Origin of the sequence: Xenorhabdus doucetiae, assembly GCF_000968195.1 — a bacterium.
Classification (GTDB): Bacteria; Pseudomonadota; Gammaproteobacteria; order Enterobacterales; family Enterobacteriaceae; genus Xenorhabdus; species Xenorhabdus doucetiae.
The window spans coordinates 3,727,315-3,748,018 of sequence record NZ_FO704550.1; the positions used below are offsets into that span (position 1 = coordinate 3,727,315).

Here is a 20,704-nt window from a genome sequence, read left to right on the forward strand (position 1 = left end):
CAGGTAACTGCCCTGACTCCATTATTAGCCAATCACAAGCGAATTATTGACCGGCGATACTCATTTCCGGCAGCAACACCGAACCACACTGAATATTGCTGCGTGTTTCGATATCATTGCCGATTGTCACCATATTTGCCCACATCTCTTTCAAATTACCTGCAATGGTGATCTCACTGACCGGATATTGGATCTCGCCATTCTCGACCCAAAAACCGGATGCGCCGCGGGAATAATCCCCTGTCACCGCACTAACGCCCTGCCCCATTAACTCGGTAACGAGCAAGCCGGTACCCATTTCACGCAGCAGGCCGGCAAAATCCAGCCCCTGCCCGGCAATGCGCCAGTTATGAATGCCGCCTGCATGACCGGTGTTCACCATGCCCAACTTACGGGCAGAATAGGAAGTCAGCAGCCAAGTCTGCAAAATCCCTTCTTTAACAATGTCACGTGAGGTGGTACGCACACCTTCGCTGTCAAAAGGCGTTGAAGCCAATCCACGCAGCAAATGAGGCTGTTCTTCAATCGTCAGCCATGAAGGCAAAATCGGTTGGCCCAGACTATCCAGCAAGAAAGATGATTTACGATAAATGCTGCTACCACTGATTGCACCCACCAAATGACCGAACAACCCTGTCGCCACTTCTGCCGAAAAAATAACCGGCGCTTTCATCGTGGGTAATTTACGCGCGCCCAAACGGGAAAGTGTACGGCGGGCGCACTCCTGCCCCACCCACTCCGGTGATTGCAGCTCATCAAAATGGCGACCGAGGGTATAGGCATAATCGCGTTCCATATTGCCATCTTGCTCGGCAATGACACAGCTCGACATAGAATGTCGGCTTGAACAGTAGCTTTGCAGCATGCCATGACTGTTACCAAATACCCGAATACCATAATGGCTGTTGAAACTGCCGCCTTCCGTATTGGTAATGCGCTCATCTGCCTGCAACGATGCCTGTTCCGCACGGGCTGCCAACTCAATGGCCTTATCGGCATCCAGATCAGCGGGGTGGAAAAGATCTAACTCCGGGGCTTCAAACGCCAATAATTCTTTATCGGCTGGGCCGGCATAAGGATCGGGGGAGGTATAACGCGCAATATCAATGGCAGCCTGTACCGTGCGGGCAATCGCCTCTGGGCTAAGGTCTGTTGAGGAAGCGCTGCCTTTGCGCTGCTGGTGATAAACCGTGATCCCCAGTGCGCCATCGCTGTTAAACTCAACATTTTCGACTTCACTAAAACGGGTGCTGACACTAATTCCCGTCGTTTTATTGACGGCGACTTCCGCCGCATCACAACCGGCTTTTGCTAATTCCAGAGCATGGGCAACCGCATCTTCCAGTTGCTTACGCTGCTGTGCGATTTGTTGATTGGTAACTATCATTAATTAACCGTAATCCAATGAATTAAAGGGAGAATTCGTCAGAAAAAATGCCTGCTTCCGGTTCGCGATACGAATGCCGGGTGGTAATCAGACAATTTTCCCAGTTACAATACACAATATTAGGATGTTAACACCCACCGGACGATAGGTCATGCTGCAAAACGTACCTTATCCGGCCTTTTTAGAAGGAAAACAATTATGGCAAAGCAGCCTGAAGATTGGCTCGACAATTATCCTGCTGAAGAGGAAGAAGAAGAGATAATTTGGGTCAGTAAAAGTGAAATCAAGCGGGATGCGGAAATACTGAAAAAGTTGGGCACGGAGCTGGTTGAACTCAGTAAAGGCCAACTGGAGCGCATTCCACTGGATGAAGATTTGCTGGCCGCCATTGAGCTGGCACAGAAAATCAAACGGGAAGGACGCCGCCGCCAGTTACAGTTAATCGGTAAATTGTTGCGTGCCCGCGATCCTGAGCCGATCACCACGGCATTGGATAAACTGAAAAACCGTCACAACCAGCAAGTCATTATTTTGCATAAACTGGAAGAGCTACGTGACAAACTGATCGAAAGTGATGACGCCTTTGAAGAAGTCCTCGCACTGTATCCACATACTGATCGCCAGCAACTTCGTGCATTGGTGCGTAATGCTAAAAAGGAGAAGGCAACCAATAAGCCGCCTAAATCCTACCGTCAGATTTTCCAATATCTGAAAGAACTCTCGGAATCCGCTTAATCCTCCATCACCGCCAATTCATTAAGAACTGGCGGTTATTTTCCTCCTTCTCTTTCATGACATTAACCGGATTAAGTTAATGATATTGGTTAAATATTATGGATTTGTAACAAAAATCAGATAACCTTATTTTCATTCTATTTCCCGACATTCACTCAGCCTTTATCTAAAGGATATTTCACATGCCATTAGTTGTTATTCCTGATGATTATCAACGTGCCACAAAACAAATTCAGGCTTTACATCAAAACAGTGACTTTGACGTCGTTTGCCTCGGTGCCCTCGACCGTGATGCCAAAGCAGAAGAATATTTGTCCAAAGCTGATGCCCTCATATTGATCCGCGAAAGAACCCTGATTGATGAGAAATTTTTGGCTAAAACGCCCAATCTAAAGCTCATCAGCCAGACAGGAAGGGTGGCTTACAATATCGATCTGGCATTGTGCAAACAACGGGGCATCGCGGTTGTTGAAGGTACGGGTTCACCGGTTTCGGCAGCAGAATTAACCTGGTTGTTAATTCAAAGCGCAATACGGCGGTTTGCACCTTCTGTCGCAATGATGAAAAAAGGGCACTGGCAAACTGAATTTGGCGATACCGTCGCGGGCAAAACCCTTGGCATCGTCGGTTATGGCAAGATAGGCCAACGGGTTGCCAAGTACGCACAAGCCTTTGATATGAAAGTGCAGGTTTGGGGTTCAGACCGTGCCAAAAATCAAGCCCGCCAGGAAGGGTTAATGGTTCCCGACTCCCGTGCAGCATTTTTCCAGACTTCGGATGTCATCACCCTGCACCAACGATTAGTCAAAGAAACCGCAGGTGGTATTACGTTTTCTGATTTAACCAACATGAAACCCAGCGCACTCTTGGTCAATACTGCCCGCTCAGGGTTGATAGAAGCCGGAGCACTGGAAAAAGCCCTTGATTTAGGCACGCCGGGTTTTGCCGCATTGGATGTTTTTGATATTGAGCCAATCTGGGATAGCAATCACCCTTTATTAAAACGCAATAACGTACTTTGCAGCCCGCATATTGGTTACGTCACAAAAAGCAGTTATGACCTGTATTTTGCCAGCGCGTTTGAAAATATTGAGAGATATTTTTCTGGCGATGAGAGCCATGTGATTAATAAATAGAAATGGTGGCTAAATTCAATAGTACTCGATTCACTCCATTGGGAGAAATTCAGCGTGCCAGCATGATTTTATTAATACCCGCTCAAATTGCTCGCGGGTAATGTCACTTGCGGATATTTTTCTTATCCGCAGATGATGACTAAAGCCCTATTCAAATCAATGCCTTTATCTTTCTTCCTACCTATTGACCTCAAGTTAACTTGAGGTTTTATAGTGTGCATCTGACGTTTCTGTCAATGGGCAAAATTGCCGCACAGCTTTTTCATAAATTGAAAACAACCATAGGATCACACGATGAAAACTTCAAAATATATTGCTGTCTTATTCGCATTAACGGCTATTTCATTTGGTTCATCAGCCGCGACTGAGGTTAAATCCGCTGTCGGAGAAAAGGTTGGAATTATTTCCGTAACAGGTGCAGAAACCCTGGATACACTCACTGATAAATTATCCCAAAAAGCGGAGGAAGCTGGAGCCAAATATTTCCGTATTATTTCGGTTGTTGGTCAGAATAATTTAAATGGAACTGCCGAAATATATAGATAACTGATCGCGTTCCATACAAAAAGGGGCATTATTCTATAGTGGTGATGGGTTATGGCTGTCGTACCAAGACAGTACTCATTAAACTATATCTGGTTTTTTAGCCTTTTTTCAACAGAATAGCCCCTGTTCCTTTTTCTCCCAAAACATCATTCGGATTGCGTAATGGGCAGTCAGTCAGTGAAAGGCAGCCACAGCCGATGCAGCTATTTAAGTGGTTGCGCAGTTTAGTCAGTGTATTAATGCGCTTATCCAGCCTGTCCCGCCATTGCGAAGAGATTATCTGCCACTGTTCCGCCGTTAAATTACTGTTGGGCGGGAATTGACCTAAAACTTCCTGAATCTCTTTAAGTGGAATACCGGTACTTTGTGCGACTTTGATAATGGCCAGATAGCGCAGAACCACGGAAGGAAAACGGCGTTGATTGCCGTGGCTGCGTGAACTTTTGATCAGCCCCTTAGCTTCATAAAAATGAATCGCTGAAACGGCAATGCCACTTCGTTTTGAGACTTCGCCGATCGTCAAAGCCCGATTGAAATCAATGCTTTTATCTTTTGTCATCTCTATTGACCTCAAGTTAACTTGAGGATTTATAGTCCAGAATTGCTGTCTCTGTCAACGCATAAAAAGATCGCTCTGTCGTTTTTTTGAACCCGAAAGGCAGGGTTGTTTTTATTTAATGATCAGGAAAATAGATGATGCAACGTTTTATTGAAAACCTACTTGAGAGCAATGGGTTGTGGCGGGTTGTCCGGTTACTGCTGCTGGTTATTTTCGTCTCTTCCGGGCTGGCCAAACTTCTCGACTTCGAAGGGAGTCTGGCAGAAATGCGCGCGGCGGGATTGCATCCGGCTTGGCTGTTTAATCTCGTTTCAGCCCTGGTTTTACTTTCCGGCTCAGTCTTGATCTTATTTGACCGCCTTGTCTGGCTTGGTGCCGGAATACTGTCCGTTTTTCTCATTTTGACCATTGTTATTGTGCATACCTTTTGGCTTTTCTCTGGCGCGTACGCCAAAACCTCCCTCTATTTTGCGCTTGAACATACCACGGTGATTGGCGGATTGATGGCGGCTGCGATTGCCAGCCATTTGAGAAAAAAACAGAAAAGGTAGACGCAGATGATGAGAAAGAAAATGGTTATGGGTTTTGGAACGGTTTTATTGGTGGGAATGGTCGGTTTTTCTATTTATCGCGTGAATGGTTCGACATCAGACAGGCAAAATCAGGCCTATCCCCCTGTGATGGTTGCCTTGGCGGAGGTAAAAGAGCGCCATATTCCCAGAATCCTCCATGGGGTGGGAGAGCTTGAGGCGGCCCGACAGGTTCATGTCGCGGCAGAGACCGGAGGCCGTATTACGCATATCGCGTTTGCATCAGGGCAGTATGTTGAGAAAGGTCAACTCTTGGTCCATCTCAATGATGCGATTGAACAAGCCGAATTAGTGCGATTGCAGGCGCAGTGGAAAAATGCTGACAAGCTTTATCAACGCACCCGCCAGTTATTCTCCAGTCATGTTGTTTCCGCCGCACAATGGGATAGTGTACAGGCTGAACGTGATATGGCGCGCGCCGCCATCCGCCAGACCGAGGCCTTGATTGCCCAGAAAGCCATTCGTGCGCCATTTTCCGGCACGATAGGTATCCGACAGGTACATGAAGGGCAATATCTGCAAGCGGGTGATCCCATCGCTAATTTGGTGGATGCCAAGCACCTCAGATTGAATTTTTCATTGGATGAACAGGCCAGTCCTGAACTGAAAGTGGGTCAACAGGTGAATGTGCGGGTTGATGCATATCAGGATCAAACGTTTCCCGCCAAAATCAGTGCCATTGATCCATTAATTGCTCAATCCCGCATGGTGCAGGTTCAGGCCATACTCAACAATCCTGATGGAAAGCTAAAAGCGGGCATGTACGCCAATATTCAGGTTGTGCATCAGGATAAAGCACCGAGCTTAATCCTTCCTGAAACCGCCGTGACCTATACCGCCTACGGGAGTACGGTATTTGTCGTCAACCCGCCGTCGTCGGCTAATCAGGTCATGACCGTCAAGCGAGTCCCGGTGGATGTGGGGCAACGTTGGGAGGGTCTGGTGGAGATCCAAAAAGGGGTGAGTCGGGGAGATCAGGTCGTGACATCAGGGCAATTGAAATTGAATGATGGCACCCCCGTGATCGCTTCTGCTGATGATACGTTGAAAATAACGCAGTTATCCACGGCGGAGGCAGGGCAATGACATTTACGGATATTTTCGTTCGCCGTCCGGTACTGGCATTGGTCGTCAGTTCTCTGATCGTTCTGTTCGGGCTATTTGCCCTGAGTCAATTGCCGATCCGACAATATCCCCAGTTGGAGAGTTCAACCCTCACGGTCACCACGGAATATCCGGGTGTTTCTGCGGATATGATCCAAGGATTTGTGACTCAGCCTATTTCACAGGCCGTCTCTTCGGTTGAAGGGGTGGATTATATGTCTTCTTCTTCGGTGCAAGGTAGAAGCAGCGTGACTATCCGCATGGAGCTTAACCGTGATTCGACCCAAGCGTTGACCCAAGTGATGGCGAAAGTGAATCAGGTCAGGTACAAGTTGCCGCAACAGGCTTACGATCCGGTGATTGAACTGTCATCGGGGGAATCAACGGCCGTTGCGTATGTGGGATTTTCCAGCGATTCTTTACCGGTATCCGCCGTGACGGATTATCTTTCCAGAGTGGTTGAGCCGATGTTTTCCTCTATCGAAGGGGTATCCAAAGTACAGGTATTTGGTGGCCAACAACTGGCGATGCGCTTGTGGCTGGATGCGGATCGCCTTGCCGGACGCGGCATCACGGCGGCAGATGTTGCCGCAGCGGTCAGGCAAAATAACTATCAGGCGGCACCGGGGAAAGTCAAAGGTGAATATGTCATCTCGAATGTCCGCGTGAATACCGATCTTACCCATGTTGAGGAGTTCCGTGATCTCGTCATTCGTCATGACGGCAATGGCTTAGTGCGCCTGAAAGATGTCGGAACCATCGAGTTGGGCGCCGCGGCAACAGAAACCAGCGCATTGTTGAATGGCAAGTCCGCCGTTCATTTAGGATTATTTTCTACCCCAACGGGTAATCCGCTGATTATTGTTGACGGCATCAAGCGATTATTGCCGGATATCCAGAAAACATTGCCGCCGGGAGTGAAAGTCGAGTTAGCATTTGAGACTTCACGCTTTATTAAAGCGTCGATTAACGAAGTCGCGCATACCCTTCTGGAAGCGCTGATGATTGTTATTGCGGTGATCTATCTCTGTCTGGGATCGTTGCGCAGTGTATTGATTCCGATTGTTGCTATCCCATTATCCATGCTGGGTGCGGCAGGGTTAATGCTGGTATTTGGGTTCAGTATTAATTTATTGACCCTGCTGGCAATGGTGTTGGCTATCGGCCTTGTCGTCGATGATGCCATTGTGGTGGTGGAAAACGTGCATCGCCATATTGAGGAGGGGAAATCGCCGGTGGTGGCCGCGTTAATTGGTGCACGGGAAGTCGCCGGGCCGGTCATTGCCATGACGATGACGCTGGCTGCGGTTTACGCGCCGATTGGGTTGATGTCCGGCCTGACCGGGGCGCTATTTAAAGAATTTGCCCTGACGTTGGCGGGAGCGGTGGTTGTCTCTGGCATTGTTGCTTTGACGTTATCTCCGGTAATGAGTTCTTTTCTCTTGCAGTCAAAACAGCAGGAAAGCCGGATGGCTCAGGCAGCCGGATCATTTTTCGATGGTCTGGCCCATTATTACTCGCTTGCCCTTGATGTTTCCCTGAGACACCGATGGGTGACCGGCGGCTTTGCGTTGCTGGTTTGTTTCAGTCTTCCTTTACTCTATCAACAAGCCAAACAAGAGCTGGCACCAACGGAAGATCAAGCGGGTGTTCTGGCCGCGATAAAATCGCCCCAACATGCCAATCTGGATTATGTAGAGCGGTTTGCTCATAAATTGGAGCGCGTGTTTAACGAGATCCCGGAATCGGTTGGAACGTGGATCATTAATGGCACTGACGGGCCATCGTCGAGCTTTGGCGGCGTGAGTTTATCCGGATGGGAGGAACGCAAGCGGACAGCTTCGGAAATTCAGCGCCAGTTACAATCGGCCGTCGGTGCAGTAGAAGGAAACAGTATTTTTATTTTCCAGCTTCCGCCTTTACCCGGCTCCACGGGCGGCTTGCCAATACAAATGGTCTTGCGCAGTCCACTGGGGTATCCCGTGTTGTATCAGACAATGGAAGAGATCAAACAACGGGCACGCCAAAGTGGGTTATTTGCCGTTGTAGACAGTGATCTTGATTATAACAATCCGGTGGTACAGGTGCAGGTTGATCGCGCTAAAGCCAATAGTCTGGGCATTCGGATGCAGGACATTGGCGAATCACTGACTGTGCTGGTGGGAGAAAACTATATCAACCGGTTTGGTATGGAAGGGCGCTCGTATGATGTCATCCCGCAAAGTCTGCGCAGTCAGCGGTTAACACCGGAAGCGTTGGCACGTCACTTTATACGAAGCGAAAATGTACGAAGCGACAACCAAAGCATGATCCCTCTTTCTAGCGTTGTTTCTGTTTCGACAAAAATTGAACCCAATAAATTGACCCAGTTCAATCAACAAAATGCAGCCATTTTTCAGGCCATTCCTGCTCAGGGCGTAACGCTGGGGCAAGCACTCGTTTTCCTTGAAGATATCGCAAACCGTTTACCTGCGGGATTCAGCCATGACTGGCAGTCTGATTCACGTCAGTATCAGCAGGAAGGAAATACCCTGATTTTTGCTTTTCTGTCAGCATTGATCATCATTTATCTGGTTCTGGCGGCTCAATATGAAAGCCTGGTTGATCCTTTGATTATTCTGATCACTGTCCCGCTTTCTATCTGTGGTGCGTTGATCCCATTGGCAATGGGGTATATCACATTAAACATTTATACCCAGATTGGATTAGTGACCCTGATTGGCCTTATCAGTAAGCATGGCATCCTGATGGTGGAGTTTGCTAATGAATTGCAGGCGATTGAAGGGATAAGCCGCCGCTCTGCCATCTTACAGGCGGCTAAGATTCGCTTGCGTCCGGTATTGATGACAACCGCCGCCATGGTTATCGGCCTGATCCCGCTGTTATTTGCCAGTGGTGCGGGGGCGAACAGCCGTTTTGGTATTGGCACCGTGATTGTGTCCGGCCTGTTAGTGGGGACCTTCTTTACCTTATTTGTGTTACCGACAATCTATACCTTGTTGGCACGAAATCATTCAGCCAGCGCGACAACCGCCAGAAAACAGCAATTAGCGGAATAAAGAGCCAGAAACAGGCCATGTCTTCACAAACATGGCCTTCACGCGTATGCCAGCCAAGGCGACGAACCTGCTTTTTCGTCATATCATGGTCTGGCAACGCGTGATGACCTTATTCATGCTATTTGCTCAAGAAAAGCGCTCAAAAAACTATCAGGCAGTTCCGCCGACGGTCAGGCTATCCAGTTTCAGGGTTGGCTGCCCCACACCTACCGGCACGCTTTGGCCCTCCTTGCCACAGACACCAACCCCTTTGTCGAGTGCCAAGTCATTGCCCACCATGGAAATTTGCTGCATGGCTTCAATACCAGAACCAATCAGGGTCGCCCCTTTGACTGGCTTGGTGATTTTGCCGTTTTCAATCAGATAGGCTTCGGACGTCGAGAAAACAAATTTACCCGAGGTGATATCCACCTGACCCCCACCGAAATTCGGTGCGTACAGCCCACGATCCACACTGGCGATAATCTCTTCTGGCGTGGAATTCCCTGCCAGCATGTAGGTATTGGTCATCCGTGGCATCGGCAGGTGGGCATAGGATTCACGGCGGCCGTTACCTGTCGGCGCCACACCCATCAGGCGGGCATTGAGTTTATCCTGCATGTAGCCTTTCAAAATGCCATTTTCAATCAGCACGTTGTATTGCCCCGGCACCCCTTCATCATCAATGGCCAGTGAGCCACGGCGCCCTACAAGTGTGCCGTCATCAACCACGGTACACAGTTCTGATGCCACTTTTTGCCCAATCTGGCCGGAGAAAACAGAAGTACCGCGACGGTTAAAGTCTCCCTCCAGACCGTGACCGACCGCTTCATGCAGCAGCACGCCCGGCCATCCGGCACCCAATACCACCGGCATGGTGCCCGCAGGGGCGGCAACCGCCGACAAGTTGATCAGTGCCATGCGCACCGCTTCACGCGCAAACTGCTCTGCCAGAATCTCGCCATCTTCGGTACGCAGGAAATAGTCGTAGCCATGACGGGCACCGCCACCGCTGCCACCACGCTCACGCTTGCCCCCTTCTTCCACCAATACACTGACAGAAAGGCGTACCAATGGACGAATATCCGCTGCCAGTGTACCGTCTGTCGCCGCGACCAGCACTTGCTCATACACCCCGGTCAGGCTGGCATTGACTTCCTGTACACGGGGATCTTCCGCTCGTGCAATGTGATCCACCCGATGCAACAACGCAATTTTTTCTTCCCGGCTCATGCTCTGCAAAGGATCAACTGTCGGATAAAGTGCCGGATACGCCACTGCACCCAATGTATGCGCAATGCCATTACCCGCTTCCCGCACAATGCTGCGCGCAGCCTGGGCGCTTTGCTGTAACGCATTCAATGTGATTTGATCTGCGTAAGCAAAACCCGTTTTTTCTCCACTGACCGCACGCACGCCGACCCCCTGATCGATATTATAGGAGCCATCTTTGATGATGCGGTCTTCCAGTACCCATGTTTCATGGTAACTGGATTGGAAATAGAGATCGGCATAGTCCAGACGACGTTCCGCCAATTGACCCAGTACAGAAAATAAGTCTTGATGATTCAAATTATTAGCAGTCAGCAAACATTCACTGACATAAGTTAAACTCATATTGATTACTCTTTTACTTTAATTGGTATTCTTTTTTATCAAAGAAGTCAGTTGTGGACGGAAGCGATTGTGTTTCACCACTTTGATCTGCTCACGCATGTGAATCAAACTATCCCGACGGATATTAAGCTGCAATGCGCTGACGGTCAGAGCATTTTTCTTGATAATTTCTCCCCAACCACTCACCGCCATGGTGTGCCCCCAGGTTCTGCGCGTACCGTGTACGCCAACTTGTGCCGGTGCCAAAATAATACATTGGTTCTCGATGGCACGGGCTCTCAGCAATGGCTCCCAATGCGCCTTACCCGTCAAGCGGGTGAAAGCAGCGGGGACAGAAATCAGTTCCGCACCCTGTTCACGCAAGGCCTGAAACAGTCCCGGAAAACGCAGATCATAGCAGATCGTCATCCCTAAGCGCCCCACGGGGGTATCAACCACGGTGATATGTTCCCCACGCTGGTAGATAGCGGATTCATTATAGGCACCGTGTTCATCGTTGATATTGACATCAAACATGTGGATTTTGTCGTAACGGGCTTGAATTTCTCCTTGATCATCAAACAACAGACTACTGCTTGTGATACGGGTGGGATCTTCCCGACTGACCATCGGCATAGAGCCAATCAGCAGCCAAATGCCGTAACGTTGTGCGATCTCGCTCACGGCCTGCTGCATTGGCCCGCTTCCTTGCGTTTCTGCCTGTGCGCGGTAGGTATCAGCATCAGCGAACAACAGCGCATTTTCGGGTGTCAGAACCAGTTTGACGGTATCTGGCAATTGCTTAATCTGTTGCTCAATTTGCGCTAAATTGTGTTTAACATTCGTCCCACTACATAATTGTAAAAGTGCAACATTGACGTTTCTCATGGCCCTTTATTCTCCTTAAGCTGACGTAAAACTTCATCAATTTTAGGCTGTTCTAGGCTGCCCGTTAACCGATAGCGGATCACCGATATCTTGTGCCATAAGGGCCTTAGTGCTTTTGTTGCGGCAAAAATTGCCGCACCAGCCACAGGATTGACCGCAAAGGCCGCCGCAACCCCCACCGTTGTCGAAATTTCCGGCGTGATGACCAGTTCCATGTTGATCTGACGCTTAACTAAATCGGTCTGCCCTGTCGCATTGATATCCGCCGCCAGTCCATCGATGAAAAAGTTATCGGTATACATGACGCCATTTTTTATCGTTGCGTCACCACGAATGGAATCAAAGTTGAAATCATTACTGAATGTGTCACTGAAATCCAATTGTAATTTACGCAACAACGCATCAAAACTGATGAGCCTTAATAATTGCCCAGCTCTGCCACCTCCCAGCTTGGCGATGGCACCTTTTTTCATGTCTCCGGTCAGCGTTCCGTTCAATGTTTTGAGATCGGGCTGCCACGGGACATTTTGCCAGTTCAAATTAAAATCAAATTTGAAAGGCGCATCCACAATCGGCACGATAAAGCCCAGATAAGCGGCCATATCGTCGAATTTTTCGCCTGATAACTGCCCTTTGATATAGCTATGGCTTCCGGTATTACTTTCTCTGGTATTGCTTTCTCTGGTATCGTTTTCATCCCAGCGGCCGGAGAGTGTCAGCTTTCCAGTGCTGTTCTCCATTTTCCCGTGGGTCAAAACCAGAGCATCCCCTTCCGGCATAATCGATCCAGACACTTTGCCGAGTTTTAATCCGGCAACCCAGCATTCTGCGCATTTGACATCTAATGCCGGCCAACGGTTCAACGCATAATGCGGTGCAGGAGCCTTATCTGACGCCGACTTTGGGTTATCCATCGACGAATTTGCCGCAAACAAGGGGTCATAGTAAAGATAATCAATGGATGCCTGCATCGGTTTATGCTTTTGCATCAAAAGATGACCATTAATTTCGTTCCCCTTGGCACTCACTGTTATTGCGCCGTTTTGTCGCACGATATTGAATGTGAGCTGATTCCAACGCTGTCCAACAAGATCCAATGAAGGCAATGAAATTTCAAATACATTTGGCCACAATACACCCTTATCTTCCGAGGCGTTCCAGCGCAAGGGAGCGAACAGTGCCAATAGTTTTTCACCCTCAATCGCCGGCAAATTGAGTGCCAACACCGATTTTTTCGGCAGGGCAGGCAGCCCATTGCCATCGGTATCAAAAATACCTCGCTGCAATCTGGCCTGTGTTTCTTCCAACTTCCACTGCGTGTTGAACGCGTATCGCTTACCCATTAATCCGTTGATCCGGAGTTGGTTTATATCACCTTCGGCATGAATATTAATCTTATTCCATTCTCTCAGCGATTCTGTGTCCAATATGGGTAATTTGCTGTTCAAATGTGATAAATCTGCATTAATGGCGACACGATATTGCACGTCTTTCTTTCGCGGTAACTTATTTGCTGGAGACTTATCAGACGGCAGCGTAACTCTCACATCTCCCTGCCAGTTCAGCGCTCCAGATAGCTTGTTCCGGATCTCCACAGGCAGTGCCGGTAATGCCTTTGCCGCCCAATGTGCACCCAGTTTCACATCGACCTGATAATGTTTTGGCAGGTCTTGGGTAGCAAATTTCAGGGATAAGGGATTGCCCAGCCAATGGGCCGATAATGTCTCACTGTTTAACTGACCATTGTCAAAGCGAAATTTGCCATTAAGGTGCTCCATCTTGCTGTTTAATGGCTTAATGAACAGATGGGTATCTTTCAGCGCCACTTCCCCGCTCGCCGCCACTTCGCCATGCTGCAAGGGAATATCCAGATGGAGCTTGCCATCCACCCGGCCATCAAGCTGCAAGTTCTCTAATGCGCCACCAATCGTATCCGCCATCGGGCTGTGGTTGAAATAATCATGAATACCCTTCCCATCGCCGGATAATGCCGCATCGATAAACAACTTATGCTTGCCATAATCGGGGATCACGGCCGACACTTGCGTCGCCTGCACTTTTCCCAACTGCGCTTTCTGTGCCAGCATCCACAATCCGTTATTGTGGAAATTCAGGTCGATATCCAAATCAAACAGCGCCGGCCAATTGGGTTGGTATTGAAAGGTGGCATGGCGCACAGGCACCAGCACCTGAAATTGACCGTGGTTCTGTTTAAACGGGAAATCATGGGGATTACCGCGAAAAACCAGAGTCGCATTATCGACTTTTCCCTTAATCAGGGAGGCCGTCAAATAGTCGGTCAGGGAATCGCCCATCAGGGGTTTGGGAAAATAGCGCCAGGCTTCACCCAGATCACTAGCCCGAATCCCGGCTAACATGGACAAAACCGGCGGTTGGTTGTGCGGTTTCAGGTAATGGAAATCCCCATTGAACCAGAGCGATTTGGCTTGCAAATCCAGCCCCTGACTCCATACCTGGGTGCCATTTTGGTCACTTTTCCAAGCGATCTGCCCTGCGCTGCGGGCAATATCCAGCGGAGCCTGAAACCTATCGCCATAATCAATGGTGCTGTTTTTCAGTGCAAAATTGACATTTCCCCCCTGTTTATTCCCCTCTAACCGGCCACTGAAATGGCTGATTGAGGGCAGTTCTTTCCAACGTAACCAACTGACATCCCGCCATTTCAGGCGAATGCCCGTCTCATTGGGATGCGCGGGTGTAATATCGAGGGCAAAGTTGTCAATCATGCCTTTCGGCTGGCGGTGCTGCCAATCCTTGATGGTCTCCGGTGTCACAAAAGCGGGTGTCACAAAAGACAATGTCGGCAATATTCCGTTCAAATATTCAAGCCGGATATTTTCGGCTCGAATACGCCAATGATCGTTACCCTGATATTCGTGGGACTGCTTGACATACAGGGTCGAGAGCTTGCCCTGTGGCCACGGTTGATCATCAGTTTTCAGGCTGGCCAGATTGGGGACTTCAAACAACCACCCTTCGCCCTGACGGCGCATCTGCACCAGAAAGTCACTCACGGCAAGTTGATGTTTTTCATTGCCGACGTGCCAGTTGACGCCACCGTGCCTGAGCTGCAAACGCCCGCTATCAATTCGCCCTTCCTTCAAGGTAATCCAACTGGCTAAGCTGAAATGGGCATTCTCCAAGCCGGTGTTGTCCTTTAACCAACGACTTAACCACAGCCGCATATCGATATCATCAGCCTGCAAATAAACCGTGCCGTTATCCAGCATTCCGTTGCTGTCTTTCAGGTCAAATTTCACCTGCACAACCCCTTCTTGCCCATTAATCGAAGAGAGGTTGACGCTGCCTTGTGCCCGATGGCGGTTATCTTTATTCAGCCACGTTAATTGCGGCAAGCGCAGATCGGCTTTTTCACCCGATGGGGTCAAAAAGGTTAACCGGCTGTCATGCAGGTCAAAATGATTGAGTTGTTCGAGAAACAGCGTCGAGAGGCTATCTGGCTGAGAAAGCCTGTTTTCGCCACCTTCGCCAAACAACGCTTTATTGTAATTGACCTGAAGCTGGTAAAAAGAGAGATCACGAAAATGCCAGCGCCGTTGTAACAGGGAACGCCAGACATCCAAAGAAAGGGTGATCTTTTTAGCATGAATATCGACATCTTCCGTTTTCGCACTGATATCACGAATTTCCAGACTGGGGCCAAACGTTTCCCAATGACCGTTGATATCCCCCATCTTGACAGGAATGCCCGTCACGTCAGCCATTTTTTCGGCTAATTGCTGACGATATTCATTGATATGTGGCAGGAAAAAACGTAACCCGCTGACAAGCAAAGCCACAATGATAATGACTATTGCGGCTGTCGCTAATAATATCCCCGGCAGTCGCTTCACGCATTTCTCCTTGGTTGTCAGCGCTATTGCTCTACATCATAATAACGTCAAATTGCTCCTGGCTGTAACGCTGCTCTGTCTGCACTTTGACCTGTTTACCTACAAAAATTTCGACTTCTGCCAATGCGTGGGATTCATCCCCTTTCAGGACTTCGCTGACAGTGGGAGAGGCATAAACCAGAAAACGATCCGCATCAATGGCACGATTGACACGGACAATTTCACGCAAGATTTCATAACATACCGTTTCGACAGATTTTACCGTGCCGCGTCCCTGACACGTCGGGCAATGATCACACAGAATATGTTCGATACTTTCCCGTGTACGCTTGCGCGTCATCTCAACCAATCCCAGTTGTGAAAAACCATTGATGGTTGTTTTCACCCGGTCTTTGCTTAATGCCTGTTCGAGGGAAGCCAAGACACGGCGACGGTGTTCTCCATTACCCATGTCAATAAAATCAATGATAATGATGCCGCCCAGATTACGCAGCCTTAACTGCCGGGCGATCGCCTGTGTGGCTTCGATATTGGTATTAAAGATAGTCTCTTCTAAATTGCGATGCCCAACAAAAGCACCGGTATTAATATCGATGGTCGTCATGGCTTCCGTCTGATCAATAATCAGATAGCCACCTGACTTTAATTCTACTTTACGTTCCAGCGCCCGCTGAATTTCACGTTCCACGTCATACAGATCGAAGATCGGCTGATTTCCCTGATAATATTCCAGTTTCGCGTTCATCTCAGGAATATATTCATCAATAAATTCCTGTAATTGGACAAACGTCTGGCGGGAATCAACGCGAATGCGGTCGAGGGAAGCGCCGACAAAATCGCGCAAAACACGTTGCGCCAGTGCCAATTCCCCATAAACCTTGTTTTTGGTGATATTGCGTTTTTTACGTTCAATCACCTTACTCCACAGACGCTTCAAAAATGCTGCATCCTGTGCCAGCTCTTCGCTTCCCACCCCTTCAGCCGCCGTGCGGATAATAAAACCGCCATGCTCATCACAATACGCCATGACGATGCTTTTCAGGCGTTCACGCTCTTCTTCGCTCTCAATGCGTTGCGAAACACCCACATGGGATGCCCCCGGCATAAACACCAAATAACGTGACGGTAAGGTGATATCCGTTGTCAGACGGGCACCTTTGGTTCCCAGCGGATCTTTTACGACCTGAACCAGTAAATCCTGCCCCTGACGCACCAATTCGCCAATGTCCCTGACATGGAAATTTTTCCGCTCTTCGCCTGCTATACACTCCGTATGCGGCACAATATCTGAAGCGTGCAAAAAAGCGGCTTTCTCCAGCCCGATATCCACAAAAGCCGCCTGCATACCGGGCAGAACCCGACTTACGCGCCCTTTGTAAATGTTCCCGACAATGCCTCTTTTAGCTTCCCGTTCAATATGCACTTCTTGCAAGATACCGCCGTCAATATAAGCAACCCGCGTTTCGGATGGTGTTACATTGACTAATAACTCTGCTGTCATGAATAATCCTTCCCATCTGCTAACGCTAAAAACCGTGTGATTAATTCATGGGTTTCCACCAGTGGCAAGCCGACAACAGCGTGGTAACTGCCATTAATTTTTCTGACAAAACAACCGCCTTTACCTTGAATGCCATAAGCGCCGGCTTTATCCATTGGCTCCCCAGTGGCGATATATTCCTGTATTTCCGGTTGGGATAACTGGCGGAATATCACATCCGTAATGACTATCTCACTCAAGGTATGTTGACTGCTCGATAAAGCAACAGCCGTCATCACTTGATGGCACTGACCTGACAAAGCATTAAGCACTTTTGCAGCGTGTTGCTGATCGCGCGGTTTCTCTAAGATACGGTTATTCAAGACAACGATGGTATCCGCCCCCAGAACGGGGTGATCGTGTGGCGCAATGGCGACGCCGGCCCGCGCTTTTTCTCTGGCCAGCCGGGTAACATATTGCTGTGGAGACTCCCCTTCACGCCATTTTTCTTCGACCTGAGGTGCCAGGATTTCAAAGTTAAAATCCAACAATTCCACCAGCTCACGCCGTCTTGGTGAGCCAGAAGCTAAGTAAATGGTTTTCATCGTGAATAATCCTTAGGAATCTATCTCATCAGCTATTTTTTGTTAGGAGACTACGTTAACGAATTGAAAATTGACGACGGATTTTCCGCATTAATAGGAATAGCCAAGGCCAGAGAATACCATTAACCACCCCATTCCAGAACACTTCCGGATGAAAGAGGGGTTTTAGTAGCAAAGCATGGACCAGAAAAACGCAGAGGTTCATCAATGTTGAAAGCCCCACCACAACCAGCGCTTGCTGCCAAAGCGCCATATTGCGGATAAGCTGGAATTTGAAAGCAACCAGAAAGCTGATAAGGCTAAATGCCAAGGCATGTGCGCCCAAAATACTGCCGTGCAACAGGTCAGTAATCATTCCCAAGACAAAGCCTGTACCTACGCTGACACGATGAGGAAGCGCCAGCAACCAGTAAATTAAGCACAGCATCAATAAAGTGGGCCGGAACATAAAGAATTGCTCCGGCCACGGCATAATCTGTAGCACGATTGCAATCAGGAAAGATAACCAAATAACCCAAAGTCCTTGGCTATGGTATTGACTCATTGATGATTTCCTGTAGCGGGTGATGACGGTTTCGATATCGGTTTTTCCGCTGATGTTTCTTTTTCTACGGATTTGGGTGCCGGCAATTGCGGTATCTCATTTGATGGGTTTGGCAACACCTGTGGTAACATCTGCATCAAACGTTCATTGGCCGCCCGATAGACTTCCGAAGGGGGTAACGGTTCAGACGGATTATTATCAGCTCCCCATAGTAGCAGTAAATAGCGCAAACGCCGCAATTCCGCCAATGGACGGGCATGAATGACCGCATGGGCCCGCTGGTTATCAATTTTGACAGCAGAAACAACAGCTACAGGATAACCTTCAGGAAAACGCCCCCCCAATCCCGATGTCACCAATACATCACCGACGCGGATATCAGTATCACTTGGCAAAGGTTCTAGCAGAAGATCATCCGTACACCCTGCCCCATTCGCGATAACCCGAATATCATTGCGCAAAACCTGCACTGGAATGGCGTGAGAGGGATCGCAAATCAGCAATATCCGGCTGCTCAACTGACTCACGGCAGTAACCTGCCCCACCACACCCCGATCACTGATAACCGGCTGCCCTTCGTACACTCCCTCTTTCGCCCCTTTATCAATGACGATTTGCTCCCGATAGGGGTCCATCCCCCCGGAAATCACCTGCGATACCATCATGTGTTCATCATTACGCAGAGGCGACCCCAGTAATTCACGTAAACGGGAGTTTTCTTGTTTCAGTTGCCCCAACAGCAACAATTTACTGTCCTGTAACCGCAATTCGTTACGCAGGGTTCTATTTTCCAGCTCAAGATGATTACGGCTGGCAAGGGATTCTGAGATGCCATCCAAAAACTGGCGTGGCCCGTTGGCAAGAAAGTAAAAAGGACTCACAGCCGTATCCATGTAGCTACGGACTTTATTGAAAACACCAAGTCGGCTGTCTACCACAACCAAAATAATGGCAATAATGATAGCAAAAAAGAGTCGTAGTTGCAGAGAAGGCCCTCTGCTGAAAATCGGCTTCATAAATGGCGTATTATCGGGCTGTGTTATCTTATAAAGGGTAAAACCCCGCAACGGTCAGCAAGGAGGCTGCGATAAAGCTTATCCACCTCCCAGCTCGCAGAGTTACTTTCAGTCTTCGCTGAACAGATCGCCGCCGTGCATGTCGATCATCTCCAGTGCCTTGCCACCACCACGGGCAACACAGGTCAGTGGATCTTCAGCAACAATAACAGGAATGCCGGTTTCTTCCATCAACAAACGGTCAAGATTACGCAATAACGCGCCACCGCCCGTCAGCACCATGCCGCGCTCAGAAATATCAGAGGCCAATTCTGGTGGACACTGTTCCAAAGCAACCATCACCGCACTTACAATCCCCGTTAAGGGTTCTTGCAGTGCTTCAAGAATTTCATTGGAATTCAGCGTAAAACTGCGCGGGACACCTTCCGCAAGGTTACGGCCACGCACTTCAATTTCCCGTACTTCATCCGTGGGATAGGCAGAACCAATTTCATGCTTGATGCGCTCTGCCGTTGCTTCCCCAATCAGGGAGCCATAATTGCGGCGAACATAATTGATGATAGCTTCATCAAAACGGTCACCACCAATACGTACCGAAGAAGAATAAACCACGCCATTCAGGGAGATAACCGCCACTTCCGTGGTTCCCCCACCAATATCAACCACCATTGAACCCGTTGCTTCGGAAACGGGCAAACCTGCGCCGATGGCGGCCGCCATGGGTTCTTCAATCAAAAAGACTTCCCTGGCGCCTGCGCTTTGGGCAGATTCACGAATGGCACGACGCTCAACTTGGGTCGCACCAACAGGCACACAGACCAACACGCGCGGACTTGGGCGCATGAAACTGTTGTTGTGAACCTGTTTGATAAAATGCTGTAGCATCTTTTCGGTAACATAAAAATCAGCAATGACCCCATCCTTCATGGGACGGATAGCGGCGATATTACCCGGCGTACGTCCCAGCATCTGCTTTGCTTCCAGCCCTACTGCTGCAACACTTTTTGGTGAACCAGCCCTGTCTTGACGAATGGCAACGACAGAAGGTTGATCCAATACTATTCCTTGGCCTTTGACATAAATAAGGGTATTGGCAGTACCCAAGTCAATGGACAAATCGTTGGAAAACATGCCACGAAATTTCTTTAACATAACGAAAGGATAATCCTGCAAGCCGGGGACGGAGATTGTCCGTCTACTCTACCAACCACATGAAGCAGCGACAAGGCGCATAATTAACTACTTTTACTACTTCAATAAAAGTGGCTACGTTATTCACATCAGAAATACGATATTCTACGTTACTTTTCTCTAACGGAGCAGAAAAAAACTGCATAAAAATGGGTTAATTTCACCGATAATCTCATCACCGCCCTTCAAAATCAGCCAATACACCCAAAAACCCACATGCTCCAACGCGGGATAGTGTATTAATTATAAAAGCAATCGATGAATTTGGTGAGATTAGGAATAATATTTGGGCGCCTATATATTATTATCTTTTCCAGTACCATCCTGAACAAAAATAAGTAACCACCGTTTTACCACTCTCTATCACAATATTGTTGCCCGCCCATTTCAGTACATCAGATTTTATCTATATTG

At 48.7% G+C, this 20,704-nt stretch carries 16 protein-coding genes; 6 read left to right on the top strand and 10 right to left on the bottom strand.

Annotation, left to right across the window (positions count from 1 at the left end):
- Positions 1-43: 43 nt before the first annotated feature.
- Positions 44-1,387, bottom strand: a complete 1,344-nt coding sequence (pmbA, locus tag XDD1_RS16360) for a metalloprotease PmbA (RefSeq protein ID WP_045972834.1) — start codon at positions 1,385-1,387, stop codon at positions 44-46.
- Positions 1,388-1,585: 198 nt separating this feature from the next.
- On the opposite strand from pmbA, the gene yjgA reads away from it, so the two are divergent.
- The 3 genes from yjgA to bhsA all read left to right on the top strand — a co-directional run bounded on the left by yjgA (position 1,586) and on the right by bhsA (position 3,804).
- A complete protein-coding gene (gene yjgA, locus XDD1_RS16365) occupies positions 1,586-2,122 on the top strand; it encodes a ribosome biogenesis factor YjgA (protein ID WP_045972836.1) in 537 nt (178 codons plus the stop codon).
- A 182-nt stretch (positions 2,123-2,304) separates the two neighbouring features.
- Positions 2,305-3,258, top strand: a complete 954-nt coding sequence (locus XDD1_RS16370; RefSeq protein ID WP_045972838.1) for a D-2-hydroxyacid dehydrogenase family protein — start codon at positions 2,305-2,307, stop codon at positions 3,256-3,258.
- Positions 3,259-3,552: 294 nt separating this feature from the next.
- Positions 3,553-3,804: a multiple stress resistance protein BhsA gene (gene bhsA / locus XDD1_RS16375; protein ID WP_045972840.1), complete on the top strand. Its 252-nt coding sequence runs from the start codon at positions 3,553-3,555 to the stop codon at positions 3,802-3,804.
- 97 nt (positions 3,805-3,901) lie between these two features.
- Here the strand turns inward: bhsA and soxR are convergent, their stop codons facing one another.
- Entirely contained in the window at positions 3,902-4,363 is a 462-nt protein-coding gene (soxR, locus tag XDD1_RS16380; RefSeq protein WP_045972842.1) for a redox-sensitive transcriptional activator SoxR, read from the bottom strand.
- 137 nt (positions 4,364-4,500) lie between these two features.
- On the opposite strand from soxR, the gene XDD1_RS16385 reads away from it, so the two are divergent.
- Genes XDD1_RS16385 through XDD1_RS16395 form a run of 3 tightly spaced genes read left to right on the top strand, consistent with a single transcriptional unit; the run spans position 4,501 to position 9,116 of the window.
- A complete protein-coding gene (locus XDD1_RS16385; protein WP_045973748.1) occupies positions 4,501-4,914 on the top strand; it encodes a DoxX family protein in 414 nt (137 codons plus the stop codon).
- 9 nt (positions 4,915-4,923) lie between these two features.
- Positions 4,924-6,039: an efflux RND transporter periplasmic adaptor subunit gene (locus tag XDD1_RS16390; protein WP_045973749.1), complete on the top strand. Its 1,116-nt coding sequence runs from the start codon at positions 4,924-4,926 to the stop codon at positions 6,037-6,039.
- Positions 6,036-9,116 carry a MexW/MexI family multidrug efflux RND transporter permease subunit gene (locus XDD1_RS16395; protein WP_045972845.1) on the top strand — a complete coding sequence of 1,027 codons (3,081 nt, stop codon included), beginning with the start codon at positions 6,036-6,038 and terminating at the stop codon, positions 9,114-9,116. Before XDD1_RS16390 ends, XDD1_RS16395 begins: the two co-directional genes overlap by 4 nt.
- Before the next feature lie 150 nt (positions 9,117-9,266).
- On the opposite strand, the gene tldD is transcribed toward XDD1_RS16395, so the two are convergent.
- The 8 genes from tldD to mreB form a co-directional block, all read right to left on the bottom strand.
- Positions 9,267-10,712: a metalloprotease TldD gene (tldD, locus tag XDD1_RS16400; RefSeq protein WP_045972847.1), complete on the bottom strand. Its 1,446-nt coding sequence runs from the start codon at positions 10,710-10,712 to the stop codon at positions 9,267-9,269.
- An 18-nt stretch (positions 10,713-10,730) separates the two neighbouring features.
- The gene (nit1, locus tag XDD1_RS16405) at positions 10,731-11,579 is read right to left on the bottom strand and encodes a deaminated glutathione amidase (RefSeq protein WP_045972849.1); all 849 of its coding nucleotides are present in this window, start codon (positions 11,577-11,579) and stop codon (positions 10,731-10,733) included.
- Positions 11,576-15,454, bottom strand: coding sequence for an AsmA2 domain-containing protein YhdP (yhdP, locus tag XDD1_RS16410; protein WP_045972851.1), 3,879 nt, complete (start codon positions 15,452-15,454; stop codon positions 11,576-11,578). Before yhdP ends, nit1 begins: the two co-directional genes overlap by 4 nt.
- A gap of 31 nt (positions 15,455-15,485) precedes the next feature.
- Positions 15,486-16,955: a ribonuclease G gene (gene rng, locus XDD1_RS16415; protein ID WP_045972853.1), complete on the bottom strand. Its 1,470-nt coding sequence runs from the start codon at positions 16,953-16,955 to the stop codon at positions 15,486-15,488.
- Positions 16,952-17,539 (bottom strand): Maf family protein, encoded by a 588-nt coding sequence (locus XDD1_RS16420; protein ID WP_045972855.1) that lies wholly within the window; start codon positions 17,537-17,539, stop codon positions 16,952-16,954. The genes rng and XDD1_RS16420 overlap by 4 nt, the downstream gene beginning before the upstream one ends.
- A gap of 55 nt (positions 17,540-17,594) precedes the next feature.
- Positions 17,595-18,083 (bottom strand): rod shape-determining protein MreD, encoded by a 489-nt coding sequence (mreD, locus tag XDD1_RS16425; protein ID WP_045972857.1) that lies wholly within the window; start codon positions 18,081-18,083, stop codon positions 17,595-17,597.
- On the bottom strand, positions 18,080-19,099 hold the full coding sequence (gene mreC, locus XDD1_RS16430; RefSeq protein WP_045973751.1) for a rod shape-determining protein MreC: 1,020 nt from the start codon (positions 19,097-19,099) through the stop codon (positions 18,080-18,082). The genes mreD and mreC overlap by 4 nt, the downstream gene beginning before the upstream one ends.
- A gap of 108 nt (positions 19,100-19,207) precedes the next feature.
- Complete coding sequence (gene mreB / locus XDD1_RS16435; protein WP_010847922.1) at positions 19,208-20,251, bottom strand: rod shape-determining protein MreB; 1,044 nt, start codon at positions 20,249-20,251, stop codon at positions 19,208-19,210.
- Positions 20,252-20,704 lie beyond the last annotated feature (453 nt).

Coding starts and splice junctions, on each gene's coding strand:
- XDD1_RS16420 (WP_045972855.1), bottom strand. CDS start 17,539: ATGAAAACCATTTACTTAGCTTCTGGCTCACCAAGACGGCGTGAGCTG.
- soxR (WP_045972842.1), bottom strand. CDS start 4,363: ATGACAAAAGATAAAAGCATTGATTTCAATCGGGCTTTGACGATCGGC.
- pmbA (WP_045972834.1), bottom strand. CDS start 1,387: ATGATAGTTACCAATCAACAAATCGCACAGCAGCGTAAGCAACTGGAA.
- bhsA (WP_045972840.1), top strand. CDS start 3,553: ATGAAAACTTCAAAATATATTGCTGTCTTATTCGCATTAACGGCTATT.
- mreC (WP_045973751.1), bottom strand. CDS start 19,099: ATGAAGCCGATTTTCAGCAGAGGGCCTTCTCTGCAACTACGACTCTTT.
- XDD1_RS16370 (WP_045972838.1), top strand. CDS start 2,305: ATGCCATTAGTTGTTATTCCTGATGATTATCAACGTGCCACAAAACAA.
- XDD1_RS16385 (WP_045973748.1), top strand. CDS start 4,501: ATGCAACGTTTTATTGAAAACCTACTTGAGAGCAATGGGTTGTGGCGG.
- yjgA (WP_045972836.1), top strand. CDS start 1,586: ATGGCAAAGCAGCCTGAAGATTGGCTCGACAATTATCCTGCTGAAGAG.
- XDD1_RS16395 (WP_045972845.1), top strand. CDS start 6,036: ATGACATTTACGGATATTTTCGTTCGCCGTCCGGTACTGGCATTGGTC.
- mreB (WP_010847922.1), bottom strand. CDS start 20,251: ATGTTAAAGAAATTTCGTGGCATGTTTTCCAACGATTTGTCCATTGAC.
- mreD (WP_045972857.1), bottom strand. CDS start 18,083: ATGAGTCAATACCATAGCCAAGGACTTTGGGTTATTTGGTTATCTTTC.
- tldD (WP_045972847.1), bottom strand. CDS start 10,712: ATGAGTTTAACTTATGTCAGTGAATGTTTGCTGACTGCTAATAATTTG.
- rng (WP_045972853.1), bottom strand. CDS start 16,955: ATGACAGCAGAGTTATTAGTCAATGTAACACCATCCGAAACGCGGGTT.
- nit1 (WP_045972849.1), bottom strand. CDS start 11,579: ATGAGAAACGTCAATGTTGCACTTTTACAATTATGTAGTGGGACGAAT.
- XDD1_RS16390 (WP_045973749.1), top strand. CDS start 4,924: ATGAGAAAGAAAATGGTTATGGGTTTTGGAACGGTTTTATTGGTGGGA.